The following is a 22,959-nucleotide window of genomic DNA, read 5'->3' on the forward strand; positions in this document are numbered from 1 at the left end:
GGGGTGCATCCCGGGGTGGCGGGAGCTGGGTGACGGGACCCGGGTGCGGCCTGCGGCCTTACCCGGGCTACCAAACCACCACCCAACACGTAGCCCGGGTAAGCGAAGCGCACCCGGGACCACCGTCACGCCATCTCGCGCAACCACCTCGCCGCATCGAGCGCGTAATACGTCAGCACGCCATCGGCACCAGCACGTTTGAACGCCAGCAACGCTTCCAGCGCAGTGGCGCGCTCATCCAGCCAGCCGTTCTGCGCGGCCGCCTTCAACATCGCGTACTCGCCGCTCACCTGATAGACGTAGGTCGGCACGCGGAATTCGTCTTTCACCCGGCGCACGATGTCCAGGTACGGCATGCCCGGCTTGACCATCACCATGTCGGCGCCCTCGGCGAGGTCGAGCGCGACTTCCTGCAGCGCCTCGTCGGCGTTGGCCGGATCCATCTGGTAGGTGTACTTGTTGCCCTTGCCCAGCGCCGCGGCCGATCCGACCGCGCTGCGGAACGGGCCGTAGAACGCGCTGGCGTACTTGGCGCTGTAGGCGAGGATGCGGGTGTTGACCAGCCCGGCCGCTTCCAGCGCATTGCGGACCGCGCCGATGCGCCCGTCCATCATGTCGCTGGGCGCCACCACGTCGGCACCAGCCTGCGCGTGCGACAGCGCCTGCTTCACCAGCGCATCGACCGTCTGGTCGTTGAGGATGTAGCCGGTGTCGTCGATCAGGCCGTCCTGGCCATGGGTCGTGTAGGGGTCCAGGGCGACGTCGGTGATCACGCCCAGTTCCGGGAAGCGCTGCTTGAGCGCACGCACCGCGCGCTGGACGATGCCGTCCTCGCTCCAGGCGATCGCGCCGTCGGCGGTCTTGCCGTCGGACGGCACGCCGAACAGGGTCAGCGCGGGAACGCGCAGTTCAACGGCCTGCTCGGCTTCGCGCAGCAGTTCGTCGATCGACAACCGCGATACCCCGGGCATCGAGGCGACCGGCTCGCGGCCGTCGCGTTCGTGAACGAACACGGGGTAGATCAGGTCGTTGGTGGTCAGGACCGACTCGCGCATCAGGCGGCGCGAGAACTCGTCGCGGCGCATCCGCCGCGGGCGTACGTAGGGGTAGCTGCTCATGGCGCGGCATTGTACGCCCCGGGAAAGGGGCGTCCGGTGCGGGATCGGGTGGAATGGCAGCTCAGGCCGCAAACACCCGGTACCGCAGCGGCTCCAGCCCGATCGTGCTGCCCGGCGCCGGCGTGGTCACGCCTGGCGAGGCAACGAAATCCAGTTCCAGCGGCCGCGTCTGCCCCTCCACGGCCAGCTCCAGGGTGATGCGGTCGGCCAGGCGGTGGGCGGCGATGACGAGCGCGGCGATGCCGGCCTCCGGCGTGGCCGGGGCGATGTCGTGCGGTCGCGCATAGAGCCGCGCCGGGCCATCGGCCACGTCCTGCGCGGGCAGCGCGATGGCATGGCCGGCGATGCGGAACTGGCCCTGCTCGACGCGTCCTTCGAACACGTTGGCGCGGCCGATGAAATCGAACACGTAGTCCGAAGCCGGTGCGCTGTAGATCTCGTCGGGCGTGCCGACCTGTTCGATGCGGCCGTCGCGAAGCACGACGATCCGGTCGGCCAGCTCCAGCGCTTCCTCCTGGTCGTGGGTGACGAACAGCGTGGTCTGGCCGGTGCGTTCGTGCAGCTGCCGCAGCCAGCGCCGAAGCTCGACGCGGACCTTGGCATCGAGCGCGCCGAACGGCTCGTCCAGCAGCAGCACGGTCGGATCGATCGCCAGCGCACGCGCCAGCGCGACGCGCTGCTTCTGGCCGCCGGACAACTGCTCGGGATAGCGCCCGCCGAACTCCGGAAGCTGGATCAGCCCGAGCAACTCCTCGACCCGGCGCGCGATCGTCGCCTTGTCGGGCCGGCGCCGGCGCGGACGGCTGCGCAGGCCGAAGGCGATGTTCTCGGCCACGGTCATGTGCTTGAACAACGCGTAGTGCTGGAACACGAAGCCGACGTTGCGCTCGCGCAGGCTCAGTCGCGTGGCGTCGTCCTCGCCGAACAGCACGCGGCCTTCATCCGGATGCAGCAGGCCCGCGATCACGCGCAACAGCGTGGTCTTGCCCGAGCCTGACGGGCCCAGCAGCGCGACCAGCTCGCCGGCCGCCACGTCGAGGTCGACGCGGTCGAGCGCGGCAACGCCGCCATAGCGCTTGCCGAGCTGGCGGATGTGCAGGTCCATGCCGCTCCGTGCCGGGTGGGGCCGGCGGTTGAATGGGGCGGACACGAGCGTGGCAGAGTCCGCGGCCGTGGTCACCTGCGGGGCCTGGGCGGGCCCGCGCCGCCAGCCGGTGCCGGGGGCGCCGATGTCGGCGGTGTCGGTCACCTCGCCCTCGGAAGCGTGAGCCTCGGGCGCGCGGACACGGTCAATGTCGACGATGGGATTGCGCAAGGGCGTCGCCATGGCGTGCCTCCAGCCAGAACTTCAGGACAAGGGTGATCAGGGCGAGGCCGGCCAGCAGCGACGCGGCGGCGAATGCCGCAGTGCTGTCGAACTCGTTGTAGAGGATCTCGATATGCAGCGGCAGCGTGTTGGTCAGCCCGCGGATGTGGCCCGACACCACCGACACCGCGCCGAACTCGCCCATCGCCCGCGCCGCGCACAGCAGCACGCCGTACAGCAGGCCCCACTTGATGTTGGGCAGGGTGACCCGGCGGAACATCGTCCAGCTGCCGGCCCCGAGTGAGCGCGCGGCCAGTTCTTCGTCGGCACCTTGCTGCTGCATCAGCGGGATCAGTTCGCGCACGACGAACGGGAAGGTGATGAACAACGTCGCCAGCACGATGCCCGGCCGCGCGAACAGGATCTTCACGTCATGCTCGGCCAGCAGTTCGGCGAACCAGCCCTGCGAGCCGAACAGCAGCACCAGGCACAGGCCGGCGACGACCGGCGACACCGCGAACGGCAGGTCGATCAGCGACAGCAGCAACTGCTTGCCGCGGAACTCGAAGCGCGTGACCGCCCACGCGGTGAGCATGCCGAACACGGCGTTGACCGGGACCACAATTGCCACGGTGAACAGCGTCAGCTTCAGCGCGGACAGTGCATCGGGCTCGGTCAACGAAGCGAACCAGACGCCGATGCCCTTGGCAAACGCCGCGCCGAGCACCATCAGCAATGGCATCAGCACCAGCGCGGCCATCACCAGCACGGCCAGCACGATCAGCGTCCAGCGCAGCCATGCCGGTTCCTGCAGGTCGTTGCGCGGTCGGTTACTCATGACGCCGGCTCCGCTTCTCGTGCGCGAACAGCGACGGAATCGCATTGATCGCCAGCAGGCAAACGAACGAGGCCGCCAGCAGCAGCGCCGCGATCGCGACCGCGCCGGGGTAGTCGTACTCTTCCAGGCGGATGGTGATCAGCAGCGGCGCGATCTCGGTCTTGTAGGGCAGGTTGCCGGCAATGAAGATCACCGATCCGTACTCGCCCAGTGCGCGTGCGAACGCCAGCGAGAAGCCGGTCAGCAGCGCCGGCAGCAGTTCCGGCAGCACGACACGGCGCAGCGTGGTCACGCGTGAGGCGCCGAGCGATGCGGCTGCCTCTTCCTGTTCGTGCCCGAGGGCCTCGAGCACCGGCTGCACCGTGCGCACCGCGAACGGCAGGCCGATGAACACCAGCGCGATCACGATGCCGATCGGGGTGTAGGCGATCTTGATGCCGAGCGGTTCCAGCCAGCGTCCGACCCAGCCGTTGGCGGAATAGATCGCGGTCAGCGAAATGCCTGCGACCGCGGTCGGCAGCGCGAATGGCAGGTCGACCAGCGCATCGAGCAGGCGCCGGCCGGGAAAGCGGTAGCGCACGATCACCCAGGCCACCAGCGCACCGGCGAACGAAGCCGCCACGGCGGCGACGAATGCCGCGCCGAAGCTCAGCTTCAGCGACGCCTGCACGCGCGGGTCATGGATTGCGCGCAGCCAGCCATCGAGGCCAAGGCCGGCGGCGCGGATCGCCAGCGCCGCCAGCGGCAGCAGTACCACCACGCTCAACCACGCCAGACCGAGGCCCAGGCTCAGGCCAAAGCCGGGCAGCGGCTGGCGAAAGCCCGGGATCCTGAGGCGTGGCAGGGGCAGAGCGTGGGCGGCCATCGTCACTTCGGCTGATAGATCTTGTCGAAGAAGCCGCCGTCGGCGAAATGCTCCGCCTGCGCCTTCTTCCAGCCGCCGAACGCGCCGTCAATCGTCACCTGCTTCACCTGCGGGAAACGCGCCAGCTCGGCCGCCGGCACCTTGTCCGGTTCGGCCGGACGGTACCCGTGCCTGGCAGCCAGGCGCTGGCCTTCCGGCGAATACAGGTAGCGCAGGTACGCTTCGGCCTGCTTGCGCGTGCCGTGACGGTCGATGTTCTTGTCGACCCATGCGACCGGCGGTTCGGCCTTGATGCTAAGGCTGGGTATGACGACCTCGAACTTGTCGCGCGTGTCGGCTTCCGACAACGTCAGCAGCGCTTCGTTCTCCCACGCCAGCAGCACGTCGCCGATGCCGCGCTCGACGAAGGTCGTCGTCGCGCCACGTGCACCGGTGTCGAGCACCGGCACGTTCTTGAACAGGCGCGTGAGGAAGTCGACCACCTTGCCGCCGTCGCGATACTCCTGCGACGCCCAGGCCCAGGCCGCCAGATAGTTCCAGCGCGCACCGCCGGAGGTCTTCGGGTTGGGCGTGATCACGGCGACGCCCGGCTTGACCAGGTCGCTCCAGTCGCGGATCTGCTTGGGGTTGCCCTTGCGCACCAGGAACACGATCGTCGAGGTGTAGGGCGCGCTGTTGTGCGGCAGGCGCGTCTGCCAGTTGGCCGGCAGCAGCTTGCCGTTGTTGGCGATCGCATCGATGTCGGCGGCCAGCGCGAGGGTCACGACATCGGCTTCCAGGCCGTCGATCACCGAACGTGCCTGCTTGCCCGAGCCGCCATGCGAGGCGCGGATCTTCAGCGTCTCGCCGGTCTGCTGCTTCCATTGCGCGGCGAAACTCTGGTTGACCTCGGCGTAGAACTCGCGCGTCGGATCATAGGAGACGTTGAGTAGTTCCACGTCCTTGGCCGCGGCGGTTCCGCCCGCCAGTGCGAGTGCGAAGCCGAGGACAAGGGTGCGTAGCAGGGTGGTGCGTGGAGTACGGGTCATGGCACGTTCCTGGGGGAAGGTCAGAACGAGAACTGCGCGCGGGTGAAGAAGGCCTTTTCGTCTTCGCGGTCGGCGCCGGCAGGCGCACCACCGTCGAAGTCGGTCTGTGTGTAGTTGGCTACCAGCTTGAAGTTGCTGTTGAGGTACCAGTTGACGCCCACGCCCCACGCCTTGGCGTTGCGTGCGGATACGGCGGGGTCGGCGAACAGCGGGAAGGCATCGTCGTCGATGTCCAGTTCGCCGTAACGCGCCACCAGCTCCCACGCACCCCAGCCTGCACTGCCGACCGTAAAAGGATGGTTAGGCCGTGTTACGCCCTTGTATCCGGCGTCCTCGCCAGTGAGCACGACGCCGGCGCTGAGCTGCCAGGCGCTGTTGTCGATCGATTCGCGCGCACCGGTGGCCGGCAGCACCACGTCCTGGCTGGAGCTGATGTACTCGCCGAGCAGGCCGAATGCGTTGCGGTAGTAGTACGCCTGCGGCGACCAGCGCGTGTTCTCGCCATCGGCGGCCACGGCGCTGCGGTAGTTGAAGAACTGCACCTGGCCGGACGAGCGGTAACGCGGCAGGAAATTGTTGCCGGTGCCCTGCTTGTCGCCGGCGCTGCCGGCAATGCCGAAGCCCAGGCCGGACAACGCGTTGCCATCGTTCTTCCACGGCTCGACGAAGACGCGTGCGGCGACTTCGAAATCGTTGTCCGGGTTGGTGGTCGAACCGTCGCGGCCATCGACCGCACCGTTGTAGACGCCCAGCGCGTAGCTGACGGTCGAGCTGGCGAACTCGCCCTGCAGCTGCACGCCGATGTCGCGGCCGGGCGCCAGTTCGCCGGGCAGGCCAAGCTCGACCTGTGCAGTCGATCCGCTCGACTGCAGCCGCTCCAGCCCGACCGGCACCTTGGTCTTGCCGATGCGGACCGTCGCGCGCGGATCGAACTTGAGGTCGAGGTAGACGTCGCTGGTGGTGGCGCTGTCGCCGGCCAGCTGCGCGGTGATGCGGTAGCCGATCAACGATCCCCACGTGCCTTCGATGGTCGGTTCGATCCGGCGCATCAGGAAGGTGTCGTTCTGCGGGTACTGGTCGTCATCGAAGTAGAAGCGTCCATCGCCCTGGACCAGCGCTTTGAACTTGACCTCGACATCGCCGGGCGGCGGCGACTTCACCGACAGGCCCTTGCTGGCGCTGAGGCTGACCGTCGGGGTGCTGGCGGCGCGGGTGGCGGCTTCTTCCGACTGCAGCTCGAGCTTGCGTTCGATCACGCGCAGGCGCTGGTCGAGGTCGGCCAGGCCGGCGTCGTCGGCGGTGGCGGACGGTGTGGTGCCCAGGCGCTGCTCGATGGCCTGCAGGCGGCGGGCGAGGTCTTCTACGGTCGGGGCGGTCTGTGCCTGGGTCGGGGCGGCCAGCGCGCAGGCCAGCGCGCCGCTCAGCCAGGCCACGGGGGACGACGTTGGGTGCGGGGTCGGCATCGCCGGCTCCTGTTCAGGATTGGGGAAGGGGCAGCAGGGAGCCGCATCCGGGCGGCATCCATGGCGCGACTGTGGCGGCCGCGGCGGGCGGTGGGAAAAGGTTTTGCGTCATCTGCTCATGCCGAACAGGCATCAGGGCAGGCCGGCAGTCGGTGTGGGAAAACCGGCGCCACCGGGCGCCGGTCAACCCGGTCTGGTCCGTCCCTGTCCAGTTCGCCGCAGGGGGCGCGCCGTCAGATGACGCCGCCGCCGATACCCAGGCGGACGATGCCGACAATGATCACGATGCCGTTGAGGACCAGTCCGGTCTTGGCCCGGCCGCGGTTGCCCGGGCTGGTGAAGAGGATGCCGATCGCCGCGATGATCGCGCCGACCGCGGCGAAGGGAATCAAAAGCCAGTTGCCCCATCCAAGCAGCGGAATCAGCGCGACCACCATCCAGATCATGGCAACGATGCCCCAGAGCAGGCTGATCAAACCCATTGCGGTATCTCCCCAGTCAGGTAGTGACTGTTGCCTTGGCACCTTAGCCGGGCTGGGCCGCAACGCAAGTGACGGCAAAGCGGTCATTCCCGCCTACGCGGGAATGACGATGGACGGGGAAGGACCGCCTAGGCGTGGACGCCGTCGATCTCGACCCGCAATTCGCGCCGGCACACCGCTGCGTGCAGCAGGATGCGCGGAACGTCCGGGCCCAGGCGCGCGTCCAGCTCGGCCGCCACGGCCGCCATCTCGTCGAGCTGGCGCACGTAGACCTTCAGGCGCGAGTGCGCGCCGAACTGCGGCGGCAATGCCGGCCGCTGCGCACGTGCGGCGGTCAGCAGGCTGTCGAAATTGGCCAGGGTCTCGTCGAGCTGCGTCACCACCGAATCGATATGGCGCGACTCGTGGCCGACGATCGCGGCAGTGCCCGACAGCAACAGCGGCATCGCGCCGTCGGCCGGGGGCAGCATCGCGCGGGCGAAGCTCGGCGGCTGCGGCCCGTACTGGCGCGGGTAGCGGTACGCGCTGATCTGGCGCGGGTTCTCCAGCGGCGTGCCCGGCATGCGCGCGGCCAGCCAGTACACCTGCAGGCGGCGCTCGCTGTCGACGCGGCCGATCGCGGTGGCCGCCGGCAGCGTCGCCGGATCGACCGTGCCCAGGCCGCGTGCGCGGCCCACGCAGAACTGGCGATAGCGCTCTTCGTCGCCTTCGCCGCTGGTGATGCCGTCGAGGTAATTCCACACCCGCAGCAGGTTCGGGTAGCCGCGCTCCTGCAGGAACGCCGCCAGCCGGGCGTACAGCCGCCCGGATGTGGCCTCGATGTCGCTCATGCCGTCGGGGCCGGCCGCTTCATCGAGTTCGATCGCGCCGAACTGCAGCGTGCCGTCCTCGGCCCAGGCGACATCGCCGTCGCGGCCGCGCATCACCGGGCCACTGCCACGCCAGACTTCGAACGGCGCGGCGCCATGCGGCTGCAGCGCGACGCGCAGGTAGCGCGGGTCGTCGTGGTGCGGGGCGTCGCTGCCGAAGCCGATCACCGCCAGGGTGTCGTTGCCGTCCAGCAGTTGCTGGGGGCTGGCGTCGACGTAGTCCACCGACAGGTGCGGCGGTTGCAGCATGGGGCGTACCGCGCTCACGACTGCGATTCTCCACTGCCCGGTTGCAGGGTGTCGCGGCCGCCGCCGAGGCCGACATCGACGCCCACCTGGCGGCGCCGGCGCAGCCAGCCACGCAGCGCTTCGGGCGCCATGCTCAGGGCCGTCATCGCATAGATGAAGCGGAACAACCGCAACCTGCGCAGCACGCCGGGGTTGTCGAACACATCGCCGGCCAGCATCGAGATCACGGCCTGTTCGACCTGCCAGTAGTTGCGCGGGTGGTTGAACAGGTGGCGCATCACCGGCGTGGTGAAGCGATAGATGAACCACTGGAAGTGCTTGAGGCCGCGCTTGAGGCGCCTGCTCATCGCGCGCTGCAGCGACGCTTCGCTGGAGGGATCGCGCAGTGCGCCATCGACGACCTGCGCGGCCTGCTCGGCGCTGTTCATGCCCAGGTACACGCCCGAGGAGAACACCGGATCGACGAAGGCATAGGCATCGCCGACCATCACCCAGCCCGGGCCGTGCATCTGCGTGCAGGTGTAGGAGTAGTTGCCGGTGACATGCACCGGGGCGATGCGCGTGGCGTTGCGCATGCGCTTCCACACCGACGGTTCGGACTCCAGCGCCTTCATCAGGAACGCCTCGGTGTCGCCGCGGCGCTGCTTGAGGAACTCCGGGAAGCACACCGCGCCGACGCTCATCACGCCATCGCGCAGCGGGATCAGCCACATCCAGCCGTGGGCGAAACGCTGCACGGTGATGTTGCCGGCGTCGTCGCCGGGACGGCGCTCGACATCGCTGAAATGACTGAAGATCGCTGCCGACTGGTGCAGCGGGTTCTTCCGCTTGAGCTTGAGCTGGCTGCCGAAGAACGCATCGCGGCCGCTGCCATCGACGATGTAGCGCGGCTTGATCGTGAACGCATTGCCGTCGCCATCGCGCGCGTGCACCAGCTGCGGGCGCCCGTCGGCGTCGAACTCGACGCGTTCGACGCGATGGCGCTCGCGCGCATCGACGCCGTTGGCCTGGCTGTGGCGGAACAGGACTTCGTCGAACTCCTCGCGCTTGACCTGGTAGGCGTAGCCGAACTGCGGGTTCAGCGCCCGCTCGAAGCGGAAGGTGTTGTAGTTGTCGGCGTCGATCGGGAACTCGGCGCCCGGCTTGAACGTGCCGATGTCCTTGACCTGGTCGAGCACGCCCAGGCGCTCGAGGATCGGCAGGTTCATCGGCAGCAGCGACTCGCCGATATGGAAGCGTGGATGGCGATCCTTCTCCAGCAGCAGCACGCGCCAGCCGCGGCGGGCCAGCAGGGTGGCGGCGGTGGTGCCGGCCGGGCCGCCGCCGATCACCAGTACATCGGTGTCGATCGGATCCGGGTGGGGGTGCTGCGCATTCAGGTCCGCGGCCGCGGTGGCGTCGGCCGGTGCGGGGGCAGGTGCGGTTTCGGTCATGTGCGAATGATACGGGAAGGCACGACCCCTCTCCGCGGGCGCCGCGCGCCCGTCTCTCTCCCCTCTCCGCGCCCGCCGCGCGCCCGTCTCTCTCCCCTCTCCGCGCCCGCCGCGCGCCCGTCTCTCTCCCCTCGTCCGGCAGGGGCAGGGCGGCGGCCGGGTGGAGGAGTTGCGCGCGGCGCCACGATGCCGGATCGTTGCGCCCCTCGCTTGCCCTTTGCCCCTGGATTGCCCGATGTCTGAACAAAGCCCCGTCGAACGCGAGCTGGCGCAGCTGCTGGTCGAAAGCCTGAACCTCGAAGACGTGGCGCCGGAGCAGATCGAGCCGGAAGCAGCGCTGTTCGGCGAAGGCCTGGGCCTGGATTCGATCGACGCCCTGGAGCTGGCGCTGGCGATCTCCAAGCGCTACGGCTTCCAGCTGCGCTCGGACAACGACGAGAACCGCCGCATCTTCGCTTCGCTGCGCGCGCTCGCCGCGCATATCGAGCAGCACAAGACCGCCTGAGGCGGGCTCCTCCCTTGAATCCGACCGTGCTGCTGCCGCTGATCCTTGCGGTCGCCTATCCGTTGCTCGCGCACTGGGCCAGCGAGGATGGCGGCGGCATGCCGGCCGCTATCGCGCTGGCCGACCTGGTGGTGCTGGTGCTGGCCGTGCCGATGCTCGAACGCCGCGGCTGGGCATGGGCGCTGGCGTTGCTGCTGGGCGCCGGCCTGGTCTGGCTGGCCGGCACGGCCTACGCGCAACTGCTGCTGCTGGCGCCGCCGATGCTGTTTGTCGCGCTGGTGGCATGGTTGTTCGGGCGCAGCCTGCTGGCGCCGCGCGAGGCGCTGATCACACGGATAGTTGCAGCGATGGAACGCACCATGCCGGCTGCGCTGGCACCGGAGCTGTACCGCTACTCGCGCCGCCTCACCGCCGCCTGGGCCGCCGTGCTGGCACTGCTCGCGCTGGCCAACGGCGTGCTGGCGACGATCGCGGTTCCCGGCGGCGTCCTGGCGCGACTGGGCCATGTCCCGGCGGTGTCGATCACGCAATCGCAGTGGTCGCTGTTCGCCAACCTGGCCAACTACGGCATCGTCGGCGGCTTCTTCCTCGGCGAGTACGCGCTGCGGCGGCAGCTGTTCCCGCACCGGCCGTACCGCAACCTGCTGGACTTCCTGCGGCAGATGGCCGCGCTCGGCCCGAAGTTCTGGCGCGACCTGTTCGCCTGAGCGAGGCCTTATCCTGTGCGTCCACGCACAGGTGCCCGCCGCTGCCGCCATGGGTTTCGTGATCGCCGCCGACCATCCCTGCCTGCCCGGGCACTTCCCGGGGCGGCCGCTGGTGCCCGGCGTGGTGCTGCTCGATCACGTCATCGCCGAGATCGAGGCCGGACACGGTCCGCTGCCGCCGCTCGGCCTGCCGCAGGTGAAGTTCCTGCAGCCGCTGCTGCCCGGCGAGGAAGCGCACATCGAAATCGCCGGCGCCGCGCCGCGCTGGCGCTTCCGCGTGCTGCGCGGTGACACGCTGCTGGCCAGTGGCGACATCGTCGCCGCCGGGGCGCAGCCGGTGTGAACGCGCACTGGAAGCAGCGTCCCGAAGGCGGCAGTCGCTTCGCCATCTGGCTGATCCGCAGCATCGCCCGCTACGGCGGTCGCGCGGTCGCGCGGCTGTGCCTGTACCCGATCACCGCCTACTTCCTGCTGGTGCGCGGACCGGAGCGGCGCGCCTCGCGCGACTACCTGGCGCGCGTGCTGCAACGTCCGCCGGCGTGGTGGAACGTCGCACGCCACGTCCACACCTTCGCCTCGACCATCCTCGACCGCGTGTTCCTGCTGAGCGGCCAGCTGTCGCGCTTCGACATCCGCGTCGAAGGCCTGGAGGCGCTGGCGCGGCGGGTGGATCGCGGCGAAGGCGTGCTCGTGTTCGGTTCGCACCTGGGCAGCTTCGACGCCCTGCGCGTGCTGGTGACGACGCGGCCGTCGCTGCGCGTGCGCATCGTCCTCGACATCTCGCACAATCCTGCGCTGACCCAGCTGCTCGATGCACTCAACCCGCGCCTGGCGCGCGATGTCATCGACGCCGGACAGGATGGCGTCGCCATCGTGCTGGCGATCCAGCAGGCGCTGGCGGCGGGCGAGCTGGTCGCGTTGCTGGTCGACCGCGCCGCGCCGGGAGAAACCGTCACGCGCGTGCCGTTCCTCGGCGACGACGCGCCGTTCCCGAACGCCCCGTGGCTGATCGCCGCGACGCTGCAGGTGCCGGTCGTGCTCGCCTTTGGCCTGTACCGCGGCGGCAACCGCTACGACCTGCGTTTCGCGGAGTTCAGCGATGGTCGCGATACGCTGCGCCAGCATGTGTCACGCAAGGACCGGCGCGATGCGGTTACCGCGCAGGTCCGGCGTTACGCGGCGTTGCTGCAGGAGCAGGTGCGCGGTGCCCCCTACAACTGGTTCAACTTCTACGATTTCTGGGACGGCGATGACGCGGCGGACGAAGAGCAAGCGCAGCAACAACGTGGCCGCGTGGGCGCGGCGACTGGCACCGGTGTGGATGCTGGCCAGCGCGACGCTTTGCGCAGCCGCACCTGAGGGCGCCGCGGCGGTCGAACCGGAGGTTGGCCCGGCGGTCGACCCGGCGTGGATCCTCAAGGGCATCGCGCGACCGGTGCCGGCGAGCACGCCGTTCGTGGAAGTGCGCGCATCGAAGCTGCTGAAGGCGCCGCTGCGCCTGTCGGGCCAGTACGTGCGGCCCGACCGCGACACGCTGGTGCGCGAAGTCCGAGCGCCCTATGTCGAGACCACCACCCTGCGCGCAGGCGAGGCCACCATCGCGCGCGCCGGACAGTCGTCGCGCAGGTTCGCGCTGTCGCGCGTGCCCGAGCTGGCCGGTTTCCAGGGCAACTTCGCCGCGCTGCTGGACGGCGATCGCGCCGGCCTGGAGCGTCACTACACGCTGTCCGCACAAGGCTCGCGCCAGCGCTGGACGCTGACGATGTTGCCGCGGGATGCGGCGCAGGCGACGCGACTGCAGGCGATCGCGTTGTACGGACGCGGTTCGGAATTGCGCTGCATCGAGACGCGCACCGTCGGCAACGCACCCCCGCAGCACACGCTCCTGGCCGGCGCCGCGGTCGACGCGGCCGCTGTCGTCGATGCCCCGGCGCTGGCGGAACTCTGCCACGGCGGCGCAGCACGATGAGCACGAACGCATGAGCGCGCCCCGGCGCCTCGCCCTCGCGCTGCTGTGGCTGGTCGCGTTGCTGATCCTGGCGACGCTGGTCGCACCGCGCCTGCAGCTCAGCGGCGACCTGCGCAAGTTCATGCCGGCGCCGCAGACCGCCGCGCAGAAGCTCCTGATCGATGAACTCGGCGAAGGCCCGGGCTCGCGCCTGCTGCTGGTCGGCCTGGCCGGTGCGGACGCGGCAACGCTGGCAACGCAGTCGCAGGCACTGCGCGAGCGGCTGGCGTCGCTGCCGTCGTTCAAGCTGGTCGCCAACGGTGCCGCGCTCGGGCCCGAGGCCATTCCGCCAAACCTTCGACCCTACCGCTACCTGCTGTCTTCGAAGCTGGACGCGCAGGCACTGGATGCGGACTACCTGCGTGCCGAGCTCGATGCGCGCGTGCAGGACCTGGGCTCGCCGGCAGCGGCGCTGATCGAACCGCTGCTGGCGGCCGACCCGACCCTGGAAACCCTCGCCCTCGCCGAGGCCTGGCAACCGGCGAATGCGCCGCAGCGCCTGCACGGCGTCTGGTTCGACAAGGCCGGCCGCGAAGCGCTGCTGGCCATCGAGACGCATGCCGCCGGCTTCGACCCGAAGGGCCAGCAGGTCGCCTTCGATTCGATCCAGGCGGCGTTCGCCGACGTTGCCCGCGGCACCGCCACGCGGATGTCGCTGACCGGACCGGGCGCGTTCTCGGTCGAGATCGGCAACCGCACCGCGCGCGAGGCCAGCCTGATCGGCACGCTCGACAGCCTCGTCTTCGTGCTGCTGCTGTGGCTGGCCTACCGCAGCTGGAAAGCGCCGCTGCTGGGTGGCCTGCCGTTGGCCAGCGCCGGCCTGGTGGGGCTGGGCGCGGTGGCGCTGGCCTTCGATGGCGTCCACGGCATCACCGTCGCATTCGGCTTCACGCTGATTGGCGTGGTCCAGGATTACCCGATCCATCTGTTCAGCCACCAGCGCGCCGGTGTATCGCCATGGGCGAGTGCGCGCGCGCTGTGGCCGACGCTGGCCACCGGCGTGGCATCGACCTGCATCGCCTACCTGACCTTCCTCGTCTCCGGCGTCGACGGCTTGCAACAGCTGGCCGTGTTCACGGTAGTTGGCCTGGCGACGGCAGCGCTGGCGACGCGGTTCCTGCTGCCGGCGCTGATCGATCCGGCGCCGCGCGATGCCGCCGACTCGGCCTGGCTGGGGCGCTGCTGGGAACGCCTGGCGCGCTGGCCACGCCTGCGCGGCGGCACGGTGCTGGCGATTGCGCTGGTCGCCGCCGCGGTGGCCGCATTCGCGCCCGGTTCGTTCTGGCAGAACGACCTCGGCCGCCTGACGCCGGTACCGCCGGCCGCACTGGCGCGCGATGCGCAGTTGCGCGCCGAACTGGGCGCACCCGACGTGCGCTACGTGCTGGTGGTGCAACAGCCGGATGTCGAGTCCGCACTGCGATCCTCCGAGCGGCTGTTGCCGGCGTTGCAACGCCTGCGTGCCGACGGCGCCATCGGCGGCTTCGATCTGGCCGCGCGTTACCTGCCGAGCGCGGCGACGCAGCAGGCGCGACAGGCACGGTTGCCCGATCGCCCGGCGTTGCGGGCAGCGCTCGACGCGGCGATGGCCGATGGTCCGTTCCAGTCCGACGCCTTCGATGAATTCGTTGCCGATGTCGAACGCGCGAAGAACGCGCCTGCACTGGCACCGCGCGACCTCGCCGGCACGCCCTTGTCGGCCAGCGTCGAAGGGCTGCTGCTGCAGCGCGGCGGCCACGTCACCGCGCTGGTGGCCCTGAGCGGCCTGCACGATCCGGCGGCTGTCGCGCAGGTCGCAAGCCGTCACGGCGCGCAGTTGCTGGACCTCAAGCAGGCGTCGGAGTCGCTGGTCGCCCAGTACCGCCAGCGCGTGTTGTGGGCGCTGGCGCTGGCGTCGGTGCTGCTGACCGCGGCGGTGTGGTTCGCATTGCGCTCGCCGCGGCGCGTGCTGCGCGTGCTGGCGCCGATGGCGCTGAGCACGCTGCTGATCCTGGCCCTGCTGCGCGCCGCCGGCGTCGAGCTGAACCTGTTCCACCTGGTGTCGTTGATCCTCGCCGCCGGCCTGGGCCTGGACTATGCGCTGTTCTTCGATCACGCCGGCGACGACCGCGCCGAGCAGCTGCGCACCCTGCATGCAGTGATCGTCTGCAGCCTGACGACCTTGCTGGTGTTCGCGCTGCTGGCGGCATCGAGCATCCCGGTGCTGCGCGCGATAGGGGCCACGGTCGCGCTCGGCGTGGTCTGCAACTTCGTGCTGGCGCTGTTGATCGTGCGCGCGCCGGTGGCGGCGGCGGGCGCGGCGGGCGGCGTGGGCGGAGCGGCCGATGGCGCGTGAGGACATCGAGCTGCTGATTCCCCACCAGGGTGCGATGTGCCTGTGGGAAGAGATCGTCGAATGGGATGGCGAGCACGTCCGCCTGCGTTCGCATGGCCACCGCGACCCGGCGCACCCGTTGCGCCACGTCGGCCGGCTGCACGCGGTGCACTTGTGCGAGTACGGCGCCCAGGCGATGGCCGTGCACGGTGGCCTGCTCGCGCGCGCCGCCGGCGAGACCGTGCGACCGGGCCTGCTGGTGACCCTGCGCGGCGTCGAACTGCACGTCGAGCGCATCGATGAACTGGCCGGCGCGCTCGAGGTCGAGGCGCGATGCCTGATCGCCGACGCCACGGGCAGCCAGTACCAGTTCGCGATCCAGCACGGCGGCGTCGAAATCGCCCACGGCCGCGCCGCCGTCCTCTACCGGTAGCCCGGGTAAGCGAAGCGCACCCGGGGTCCCGTGCCGCCTGAACCCCGGGTGCGCTTCGCTTACCCGGGCTACGCGGCGCACAATTGCGCCATGAATCCGTCCAGCTCACATCCCCGTCGCGCCCTCGTCACCGGTGGCAGCGGCGATATCGGCAGTGCGATCTGCCGGCGCCTGGCCGCCGATGGCTGCGAGGTGATCGTCCACGCCAACCGCAACCTCGAGCGCGCGCAGGAGATAGCCGCTGCGATCGAGGGCGCCGGCGGTCGGGCCGTGGCGGTGTCGTTCGATGTCGCCGACGGCGAGGCCACCGGCGCGGCGATGGCAGGCCTGCTCGAACACGGCCCGATCCAGATCGTGGTCAACAACGCCGGCATCCACGACGATGCGCCGCTGGCCGGCATGAGCGACCGGCAGTGGAAGCAGGTCATCGACGTCTCGCTGCACGGCTTCTTCCACGTCACCCAGCCGCTGCTGCTGCCGATGGCGCGCACGCGCTGGGGGCGGGTGGTGAGCGTGTCGTCGGTGGCGGCGGTGCTGGGCAACCGCGGCCAGACCAACTACGCCGCGGCCAAGGCGGCGCTGCACGGCGCGACCAAGTCGCTGGCGCGGGAAATGGGCAGCCGCGGCATCACCTGCAATGTCGTCGCCCCGGGCCTGATCGCCGGGCGCCTGGCGGATGCGGCGTTCCCGGCGTCGGCCATCAAGCAACTGGTGCCGGCGGCCCGCGCCGGCCGGTCCGACGAGGTCGCCGCGCTGGTGGCCTTCCTGTGCTCGGACGCGGCCGGCTACATCAACGGCCAGGTGATCGGCATTGACGGTGGAATGACCTGACTGAACGTCAGGAATTTCGCATTGGCCGGCCCGCGCGGCCTGGCGTAGGATCGGCGCATCTTCCAACCCCGGAGATCGCCATGCGTCGCGTCCTCCTGTCCCTCGTTCCCCTCCTGCTTGCTGTGCTGGCCGGCTGTTCGTCGACCTCGCAGCTGGTCACCGGCACGCCGCGCACGCCGATCGACCCGTCGCAGGTCCGCATCTACTTCACGCCGCCGCCGGGTGGCTACGAAGAGATCGCCCAGCTGGAAACCGCCAGCGGTGGCTTCACCTACGGCGAGCAGAACAAGCTCAACGACGTCATCAACAACCTGCGACTCGAGGCCGCCAAGCTCGGCGCCAACGGCGTGCTGTTCGTCGGCAGCGAGAACAGCTACGGCGGCAGCAGCATCGGCGTCGGTGCCGGTGGCGGCAGCTACGGCGGCTACCGCGGTGGCAGCTTCAGCTCGGGCGGCATCGGCGTGAGCATCTCGCCGACCAAGAAGTACGCGCACGGCGTGGCGATCTTCGTCGCCAATCCGCCGCCGGAACAGGGTCCGCCGGCGATGCAGCCGCAGCAGGGCGTGCCGCAGCAGGGCGTGCAGCAGCAAGGTGTGCAGCAGCAGGTCACTCCGCCAAAGGGCACGCCGCCGCAGGGCACGCCGCCGAACGGCAGCAAGTAGCCGCGCGTCTACCGCGTCGCGTCGTCGATCGCGGCAAGCGCCTCGCGGGCGGTCTCGCGCGAAAGCAGCGCTTCACCGTCGTCGATCAGCGGCGGATTGGCGCGGATGCTGCGGAACATAGCCGGAATGCTGCCGCGGCGGAACACGCCGGCGACGATGTGCGAGGTGATCCGGCTGAAGTCGCGCAGCGGCTTGAAGTGGCTGGCGCGGAACTGCTCGTCGCCGTGCACGCTCTGGTAGCGCGATTCGATCGGCACCGACACGCAGCGCGTGCCCAGCTGCTGCGCGGCCGAAATCAGGATCTGCGCCTCGAACACGAAGTCCTCGCCAGGCGTGTCGGTCAGCGCCGCCACCGCGGCCGGATACAGGCGCTGGCCGCTCTGGCTGTCGGCGATGCCATAACCGGTGCCCCAGGCGATGCCCCAGTCGGCGAAGCCGTTGGCCAGGCGGCGGTGCAGCGGCTGCTGCGAACGGCGCTGCAGGCGCGCACCGATGACGACATGATCGGGATGGCGATTGGCGCTGGCGAGCAGGCGCGGGATGTCGCGCGCCAGGTGCTGGCCGTCGCCGTCCATCGTCACGATGGCGCGTGCGCCCATCGTCAGCGCTACCGCGAAGCCGTGGCGCAGGCTGGCGCCCTTGCCCATGCGCACGGAGTGGCGAAGCACGGTCGCCGGCAGGTCGGCGATGCATTCGCCGGTGCCGTCGTCGGAACCGTCATCGATGACGATCACGCGCGGGCATTCGGCGAGCGCGCCGCTGACGACCTCGCGGATGCGCAATGCCTCGTTGAGCGCGGGAATGACCACGACCAGGTCGTCGCGGGTCAGGCGAGCCGGGCGCGTGGCGATGTGCAGGTCGTCAGCCATGCGCGAACTCCAGCAGCGCGCCGGCCACAGGCGCGTCCTCGCTGGCGGCACCCTGCGCCGGCGTGAGCTCGACCAGCAGGTCGTGGTCGGGGCCGGCGACTAGATGCACGTGACCGTGGCCGCGTGCGAGCAGGTCGAACAGCGGCAGCATCGGCGCCATGGCATTGGCTGCGGCCAGCGTCGACAACGGTCCGCGGGCGTCGCGACCGCCGCTGCGGGCCGTCAGCTGCACGCGCAGCTGCGGGCGTCCGGGTGCGGCCTCCCGCGACAGCACCAGCGCACCGCCGAGCAGGCCTTCGCTGGGTGCCATCCGCGCCAGTGGGCCGGCGGCCTGGCCGTCGTAGGCGACCAGCAGTACCGCCTCGTCGCCGCAGGCCAGCTGCGCCAGTGCATCGAGCAGGCCTTGCGCGAAGCTCGCTTCGCGCGCGCTGATCGCGCTGGCCGGTGCCATCGCGCCGGTACCGATGGTCCAGTAGCCGGCGGCGGCGTTGTGCACCGAGTTGTGGAAGCGCGTCGGCGACAGCGCCTGCGGATCGCCGGCAAGCGTCGCGCACATGTAGTCGGTGATGCCCAGGTCGCCGTGGGTCGAGGCGAACACCGACGGCAGCGTGGCCGGATCGCGGCCGGCGTCCTGGCAGGCCGCCAGGGCGACTTCGAGCGCGACTGCCACGGTATCGGGCGCACGCCGACGCTCGTTGGCGGGCAGCAGCTGCGGCGACGGGCGTGCCGGCGCATCGGCCACGGGCGTGCCGCCACCGTCGTCGGTGGCGTAGGCGATCGCGGTGCCCCACGAGGGCAATCCGCGCGTCCAGAAACCGATGCCTTCGATGTGGGCCGACAGCGGCGTCATGCGCGACCGAACACCAGCGAGCAGTTGTTGCCGCCGAAACCGAAGGAGTTGTTCATTGCGTATGCGATGTCGACGCGCTGCGGGTGGAAGCGGATCTGCGGGCCGCAGGCGGGGTCGGGCGTGGCGCTGTGGAGCGTGCCGGGCAACTCGCCGTGTTCCAGCGCGATCAGCGCGATCACCGATTCGACGATGCCGGCGGCGCCGAGCGTGTGCCCGGTCCAGCCCTTGGTCGAGCTGGCATGCAGGCTGTCCGGGAACAACCCGGCCACCGCGGCCGCTTCGATCGAATCGTTGGCGGGCGTGGCGGTGCCATGCAGGTTGAGATAGCCGACGTCGCCGGCGCTGATGCCGGCGCGGGCGAGCGCATCGCGCATGGCCAGCTGCGCGCCCAGGCCTTCCGGGTGCGGCGACGACATGTGGTGGGCGTCGCTTGACTCGCCATAGCCGCGCAGCTGCAGGCCGCTCTCGCCAGGCTGTGCGCGTTCGAGCACGGCGAATCCGCCGGCTTCGCCCAGCGACAGGCCGGTGCGTCCGGCGTCGAAGGGCTGGCACGGCCCGCTGGCGACCAGCTGCAGCGAGTTGAAGCCGAACAGCACGCTGCCGCACAGGGTGTCGACGCCACCGACCAGCGCCGCATCGGCGAGGCCGGCGGCGATCAGTCGCGCGGCCTGGGCGAACACCTTCGCACTCGACGAGCACGCCGTGGCCACGGTGACCGCGGGTCCGCGAAGGCCGCTGGCGTGCTGGACGAACTCGCCGAGCGAATGCGGCGTGTGCACGTCGGCGCGCGCCAGCGCCGGAGGAAATCCACCGTCGACGAGATGGGCGTAGGCATCCTCGGTCGCGCCGATGCTGGACGTCGAAGTACCGACCACGACCGCGATGCGATCGGCGCCATGGCGTGCGACCAGCGCGGCGATCGCCTCGGGGATGCCGTCCTGGTTCAGCGCCAGCCAGGCAAGGCGGTTGTTGCGCGAATCCCAGCGGCTGAACTGCGCCGGCAGCGGCATCTCTTCGAGCCCGTCGACGCGGCCGATCCAGCAGTCCAGTGGCGCCGACCCGAAGTCATTGCGGCGCAGGCCACTGCGCGACTCGCGCAGCGCCGCCGCCAGTGCCTCGCGACCACGGCCCACGGCGCTGGTCGCGGTGTAGGCGCGGATCGCCAGGGGCGGCATCGGCACCACAGCGGGACTGGCAGGACTCGGAGCAGGCGGCACGCGGGACTCTCTTTCCAACAGTGCGCAGTATAGCCAGCGCCCTTGCGGCCTATCCGGCGCGTAAACTGAACGACTTGTTCCCCGACCGACCACGCGCCCGTTCACAGTGACCAGCCGCAGCGCCCACCGACTGGCCCTTTTTGCCGACCGGGACGTCCTCCATGCCATGGCCGTGGCCGGCGCCGCCTGCCTTTTCAGTGCCGGGCTGGTCTATCTCGGCTACCTGGTCCATGTCCTGCGCGTGGCGCGGCGGGCGTCTTGCCGGCCCCAGCACGGCAACTGCGTGCTGCTGTTCGGCAAGCATTCACCGCAGGGCCGCATCGACCACGATTTCGAAGCACGCCTGGACCGGGCCGCCTCGCTGTGGAAAAGCAGCCCGCCGGCGAGCCTGGTGCTGCTCGGTGGCGGCGCGCCGGGCGAGGTCACCGAGGCGGAACTGGCGCGCGCCGGCCTGCGCGCGCGCGGCATGACCGATGACACGCCGTTGCTGCTGGAGTCCGATTCGCGCGACACGCTGCAGAACCTGCGCAACGCCAGGACGCTGCTGGGCGAGCGGATGCGCTCGCGCGTGACCCTGCTGAGCAGCCGCTACCACCTGGCCCGCTGCGCGCTGTTCGCCCGCCAGCTCGGTTTCGATGTCGAATTGTGCGCGGCCGAACCGCACCTGCGCCTGGACCCGCGCACCTGGCTGCGCCTGGTCGGGGAGGCCGGATATGTCTGCATGACCGACGTGGGCGCGCGCTGGGCCCGCCTGATCGGGCATCGGCGGATGCTGGCCCGGGTCAGCTAGTCGGGCGTTGAGGCACCGCGCCCCGGGTGCGGCCGGGGGCCTTACCCGGGCTACGGGGCTGCCCTCACCTGCGCCTGAGCCCTCTCCCGCTGGCGGGAGAGGGGTTGGGGTGAGGGCCGCGCTTACTTGCTGGCCTTCTGCGCCGGCACGAACACCTCACGCACCGCCTTCGCCAGCAGATCCGGCGGCAACAGCCCCTGGTCGAGCAGGAAGTTGTTGAAGGCAAGGCGGTCGAACTTGTCGCCCAGCGCCACCTCGGTCTCCATGCGCAGCTCGAGGATGCGCGTGTAGCCGTAGAAGTAGCTGCCGGCCTGGCCCGGGGCATTGAAGGTGTAGCGGTCCAGCTCCTGCTTGGTCATCGCCTCCGACAGGCCGACCTTCTCGCGCAGGATCCTGCCCGCGGCTTCGCGGTCGATCAGGCCCAGATTGAGCATCGGGTCGAGCATCGCGCGCGCGGCGCGCATCAGGCGGAACTGCAGCGCGATCAGCTGCCCGTCGAGCGGCTCGTACGGGACCATCTCGGCTTCGGCATACAGCGCCCAGCCTTCGACGTTGACCGAGTTGAAGGCGAACATCGTGCGCGCCAGCGAGATGCCGCGCTCGACCATGGCGGTGAACTGCAGCTCATGGCCGGGGCGGCCCTCGTGCGCCGACAGCGTCCAGCGCACTGCATCGAAGTTGAAGTCGTCGTACGACAGCGCCTTGCCGTCCGGCGTCGGCACCGACACCGGCAGCACGAACTGGCCCTGCTGGCCGGTGTTGCCGATCAGCGGCGCCGGCAGGAAATGCGGTGCCGGCTGCGCGGCCGATTCGGCCTCGCTGCCCAGGCGCATCACCATCGGCCGCTGCGGCACATCGACGATGCGCTCCTTGCGGATGATCGGATCGATCGCGTCGATGACGGTGCGGTAGCGCGCCTCGAGCTGGTCATTGGGCATGTTCTGCTGCTTGAGCGCGCCGATCACGCCGACGTAGTCGTGCACGTCGCCGACCTTCAGGCCCTTGTCCTTGGCCACCAGTGGGGCGAGCTGCTGCATCGCCGCGCGGGTTTCCATGAACTCGACCTGGGCGCGGCGGATCAGCAGCTGCGGATCGATGTCGATGCCGTACTGCTTGAGCTGGTTGGCGTACAGCTCCGCCGGCAGGCGCGTGTCGGTGCGCGCTTCCGGCAGCACGCTGGTTCGCGCCCACTGGCCGTAGGCCTTGAGCTGCGTGTCCATCGCCGCGAGTGCTTCCTCGGCGCCGGCGACCTTGTACTTGGCGAACAGGTCCTTGATGCCGGCGACATAGGTGTCGACGTTGCCCAGTGCCTGTTCGACTTCAAGCTTCGTCGGCCGCAGCAGCGCCTTGTCGCTGGTGCGTTCCTCGTAGCGCGCACGTGCCAGCTCGGTGATCGGCGTGGTGCCCGGCGCCTGGCCGACGTAGGCCTTGAGGCGGTCGAGGGCGCGGGCGCGACGTTCCGGCGGCGTCTGGTCGGAGAGCAGTCCCTGCAGGCCGCTGAAGACCGTCAGCGGTGCATCGGTCCACGGCAGGGTCAGGCGTTCGGTGAGCGCGCTGGTTTCGATGTTCTCGTCGGCGGCCTGGATCATGATCGCCAGGTCCTGGCGCACGTTCGGGTCACGCTCGGTGGCGAGCTTGCCCTGCAGCTCGGCCCTGGCCTTGGCGGTGGCGTCGCGGTAGCGCTTGGCGTTGTCGGGCTTGAGGTCGGCGACGCGGTCGTCGTAGCCCGGCACGCCGAAGAACGACATCTGCTCGGGTGCGAACTCGGCCTGTGCCTTGAGCAGGATCTGCGCGTACTCGTTGCTCTTGGTCACCCAGGCCGGCGAGGCCTTGGCGGCAGCGGACTTCGTGGCGGACGTCTTGGCTGCAGGCGTGGCGGCCTGGAGCAGGGCGGGCGAGCCCGCGGCGAGGGTCAGGGCAATGGCGAGGGTCAGCGGCTTGATCATGGCTTCGCGGGCTGGGGACAGTCCGGCGAGCATGGAGGCTGCGGGGTCTGGCGGCTATACCCCGAAGGTCACGGGGCCTGGGCCCCTCCCCCTGCTTGGAGGGGGAGGCTGGAAGGGGGCTGGGTGCGCTCCCGCGCCGGGGTCCGCGCGCTGCGGCCCACCCCCTGCGAACCCTC

At 70.1% G+C, this 22,959-nt stretch carries 23 protein-coding genes; 10 read left to right on the forward strand and 13 right to left on the reverse strand.

Annotated elements, in window-relative coordinates; translation table 11 throughout:
- Positions 1 to 125: 125 nt before the first annotated feature.
- The 9 genes from hemB to MNR01_RS11780 all read right to left on the reverse strand — a co-directional run bounded on the left by hemB (position 126) and on the right by MNR01_RS11780 (position 9,651).
- Positions 126 to 1,118 carry a porphobilinogen synthase gene (gene hemB, locus MNR01_RS11740; RefSeq protein WP_241917980.1) on the reverse strand — a complete coding sequence of 331 codons (993 nt, stop codon included), beginning with the start codon at positions 1,116 to 1,118 and terminating at the stop codon, positions 126 to 128.
- A gap of 61 nt (positions 1,119 to 1,179) precedes the next feature.
- Complete coding sequence (locus tag MNR01_RS11745) at positions 1,180 to 2,223, reverse strand: sulfate/molybdate ABC transporter ATP-binding protein (protein ID WP_241920601.1); 1,044 nt, start codon at positions 2,221 to 2,223, stop codon at positions 1,180 to 1,182.
- Between the two features lie 184 nt (positions 2,224 to 2,407).
- On the reverse strand, positions 2,408 to 3,262 hold the full coding sequence (gene cysW, locus MNR01_RS11750; protein WP_241917981.1) for a sulfate ABC transporter permease subunit CysW: 855 nt from the start codon (positions 3,260 to 3,262) through the stop codon (positions 2,408 to 2,410).
- Positions 3,255 to 4,127: a sulfate ABC transporter permease subunit CysT gene (gene cysT / locus MNR01_RS11755; protein ID WP_241917982.1), complete on the reverse strand. Its 873-nt coding sequence runs from the start codon at positions 4,125 to 4,127 to the stop codon at positions 3,255 to 3,257. Before cysT ends, cysW begins: the two co-directional genes overlap by 8 nt.
- Positions 4,128 to 4,129: 2 nt before the next feature.
- Positions 4,130 to 5,155 carry a sulfate ABC transporter substrate-binding protein gene (locus MNR01_RS11760; RefSeq protein WP_241917983.1) on the reverse strand — a complete coding sequence of 342 codons (1,026 nt, stop codon included), beginning with the start codon at positions 5,153 to 5,155 and terminating at the stop codon, positions 4,130 to 4,132.
- A gap of 20 nt (positions 5,156 to 5,175) precedes the next feature.
- Positions 5,176 to 6,618 carry a porin gene (locus tag MNR01_RS11765; protein ID WP_241917984.1) on the reverse strand — a complete coding sequence of 481 codons (1,443 nt, stop codon included), beginning with the start codon at positions 6,616 to 6,618 and terminating at the stop codon, positions 5,176 to 5,178.
- A gap of 233 nt (positions 6,619 to 6,851) precedes the next feature.
- Positions 6,852 to 7,100 (reverse strand): hypothetical protein, encoded by a 249-nt coding sequence (locus tag MNR01_RS11770; protein WP_241917985.1) that lies wholly within the window; start codon positions 7,098 to 7,100, stop codon positions 6,852 to 6,854.
- A 128-nt stretch (positions 7,101 to 7,228) separates the two neighbouring features.
- On the reverse strand, positions 7,229 to 8,218 hold the full coding sequence (locus MNR01_RS11775) for a pteridine-dependent deoxygenase (RefSeq protein WP_241920602.1): 990 nt from the start codon (positions 8,216 to 8,218) through the stop codon (positions 7,229 to 7,231).
- Between the two features lie 14 nt (positions 8,219 to 8,232).
- A complete protein-coding gene (locus tag MNR01_RS11780) occupies positions 8,233 to 9,651 on the reverse strand; it encodes an NAD(P)/FAD-dependent oxidoreductase (RefSeq protein WP_241917986.1) in 1,419 nt (472 codons plus the stop codon).
- Between the two features lie 235 nt (positions 9,652 to 9,886).
- Between MNR01_RS11780 and MNR01_RS11785 the strand changes: the two genes are divergently transcribed.
- The 9 genes from MNR01_RS11785 to MNR01_RS11825 all read left to right on the forward strand — a co-directional run bounded on the left by MNR01_RS11785 (position 9,887) and on the right by MNR01_RS11825 (position 17,111).
- On the forward strand, positions 9,887 to 10,156 hold the full coding sequence (locus tag MNR01_RS11785) for a phosphopantetheine-binding protein (protein WP_241917987.1): 270 nt from the start codon (positions 9,887 to 9,889) through the stop codon (positions 10,154 to 10,156).
- Positions 10,157 to 10,170: 14 nt separating this feature from the next.
- Positions 10,171 to 10,863 carry a ketosynthase gene (locus MNR01_RS11790; protein ID WP_241917988.1) on the forward strand — a complete coding sequence of 231 codons (693 nt, stop codon included), beginning with the start codon at positions 10,171 to 10,173 and terminating at the stop codon, positions 10,861 to 10,863.
- Positions 10,864 to 10,912: 49 nt separating this feature from the next.
- On the forward strand, positions 10,913 to 11,206 hold the full coding sequence (locus tag MNR01_RS11795) for a hypothetical protein (protein WP_241917989.1): 294 nt from the start codon (positions 10,913 to 10,915) through the stop codon (positions 11,204 to 11,206).
- On the forward strand, positions 11,203 to 12,222 hold the full coding sequence (locus MNR01_RS11800; protein ID WP_241917990.1) for an acyltransferase: 1,020 nt from the start codon (positions 11,203 to 11,205) through the stop codon (positions 12,220 to 12,222). Before MNR01_RS11795 ends, MNR01_RS11800 begins: the two co-directional genes overlap by 4 nt.
- The gene (locus MNR01_RS11805) at positions 12,149 to 12,832 is read left to right on the forward strand and encodes a LolA-related protein (RefSeq protein WP_305852235.1); all 684 of its coding nucleotides are present in this window, start codon (positions 12,149 to 12,151) and stop codon (positions 12,830 to 12,832) included. The genes MNR01_RS11800 and MNR01_RS11805 overlap by 74 nt, the downstream gene beginning before the upstream one ends.
- Before the next feature lie 10 nt (positions 12,833 to 12,842).
- Positions 12,843 to 15,206, forward strand: a complete 2,364-nt coding sequence (locus MNR01_RS11810) for an MMPL family transporter (protein WP_241917991.1) — start codon at positions 12,843 to 12,845, stop codon at positions 15,204 to 15,206.
- Complete coding sequence (locus MNR01_RS11815) at positions 15,196 to 15,618, forward strand: phosphotransferase (protein WP_241917992.1); 423 nt, start codon at positions 15,196 to 15,198, stop codon at positions 15,616 to 15,618. The genes MNR01_RS11810 and MNR01_RS11815 overlap by 11 nt, the downstream gene beginning before the upstream one ends.
- Positions 15,619 to 15,708: 90 nt before the next feature.
- Positions 15,709 to 16,449, forward strand: coding sequence for a 3-oxoacyl-ACP reductase FabG (gene fabG, locus MNR01_RS11820; protein ID WP_241917993.1), 741 nt, complete (start codon positions 15,709 to 15,711; stop codon positions 16,447 to 16,449).
- Between the two features lie 80 nt (positions 16,450 to 16,529).
- Positions 16,530 to 17,111 carry a DUF4156 domain-containing protein gene (locus MNR01_RS11825; protein ID WP_241917994.1) on the forward strand — a complete coding sequence of 194 codons (582 nt, stop codon included), beginning with the start codon at positions 16,530 to 16,532 and terminating at the stop codon, positions 17,109 to 17,111.
- An 8-nt stretch (positions 17,112 to 17,119) separates the two neighbouring features.
- Here the strand turns inward: MNR01_RS11825 and MNR01_RS11830 are convergent, their stop codons facing one another.
- The 3 genes from MNR01_RS11830 to MNR01_RS11840 are packed head-to-tail and all read right to left on the reverse strand — an operon-like array spanning position 17,120 to position 20,005.
- Positions 17,120 to 17,962: a glycosyltransferase family 2 protein gene (locus MNR01_RS11830; protein WP_241920604.1), complete on the reverse strand. Its 843-nt coding sequence runs from the start codon at positions 17,960 to 17,962 to the stop codon at positions 17,120 to 17,122.
- Positions 17,963 to 17,972: 10 nt separating this feature from the next.
- Positions 17,973 to 18,830, reverse strand: a complete 858-nt coding sequence (locus MNR01_RS11835; protein ID WP_241917995.1) for a beta-ketoacyl synthase chain length factor — start codon at positions 18,828 to 18,830, stop codon at positions 17,973 to 17,975.
- Positions 18,827 to 20,005 (reverse strand): beta-ketoacyl-[acyl-carrier-protein] synthase family protein, encoded by a 1,179-nt coding sequence (locus MNR01_RS11840; protein WP_241917996.1) that lies wholly within the window; start codon positions 20,003 to 20,005, stop codon positions 18,827 to 18,829. Before MNR01_RS11840 ends, MNR01_RS11835 begins: the two co-directional genes overlap by 4 nt.
- Before the next feature lie 148 nt (positions 20,006 to 20,153).
- Between MNR01_RS11840 and MNR01_RS11845 the strand changes: the two genes are divergently transcribed.
- The gene (locus MNR01_RS11845; protein ID WP_241917997.1) at positions 20,154 to 20,837 is read left to right on the forward strand and encodes a YdcF family protein; all 684 of its coding nucleotides are present in this window, start codon (positions 20,154 to 20,156) and stop codon (positions 20,835 to 20,837) included.
- A 122-nt stretch (positions 20,838 to 20,959) separates the two neighbouring features.
- Here MNR01_RS11845 and MNR01_RS11850 read toward each other — a convergent pair whose 3' ends face one another.
- Complete coding sequence (locus MNR01_RS11850) at positions 20,960 to 22,780, reverse strand: DUF885 domain-containing protein (RefSeq protein ID WP_241920605.1); 1,821 nt, start codon at positions 22,778 to 22,780, stop codon at positions 20,960 to 20,962.
- Between the last annotated feature and the right edge of the window lie 179 nt (positions 22,781 to 22,959).

Origin of the sequence: Lysobacter sp. S4-A87 (genome assembly GCF_022637455.1) — a bacterium.
GTDB lineage: Bacteria > Pseudomonadota > Gammaproteobacteria > Xanthomonadales > Xanthomonadaceae > Lysobacter_J.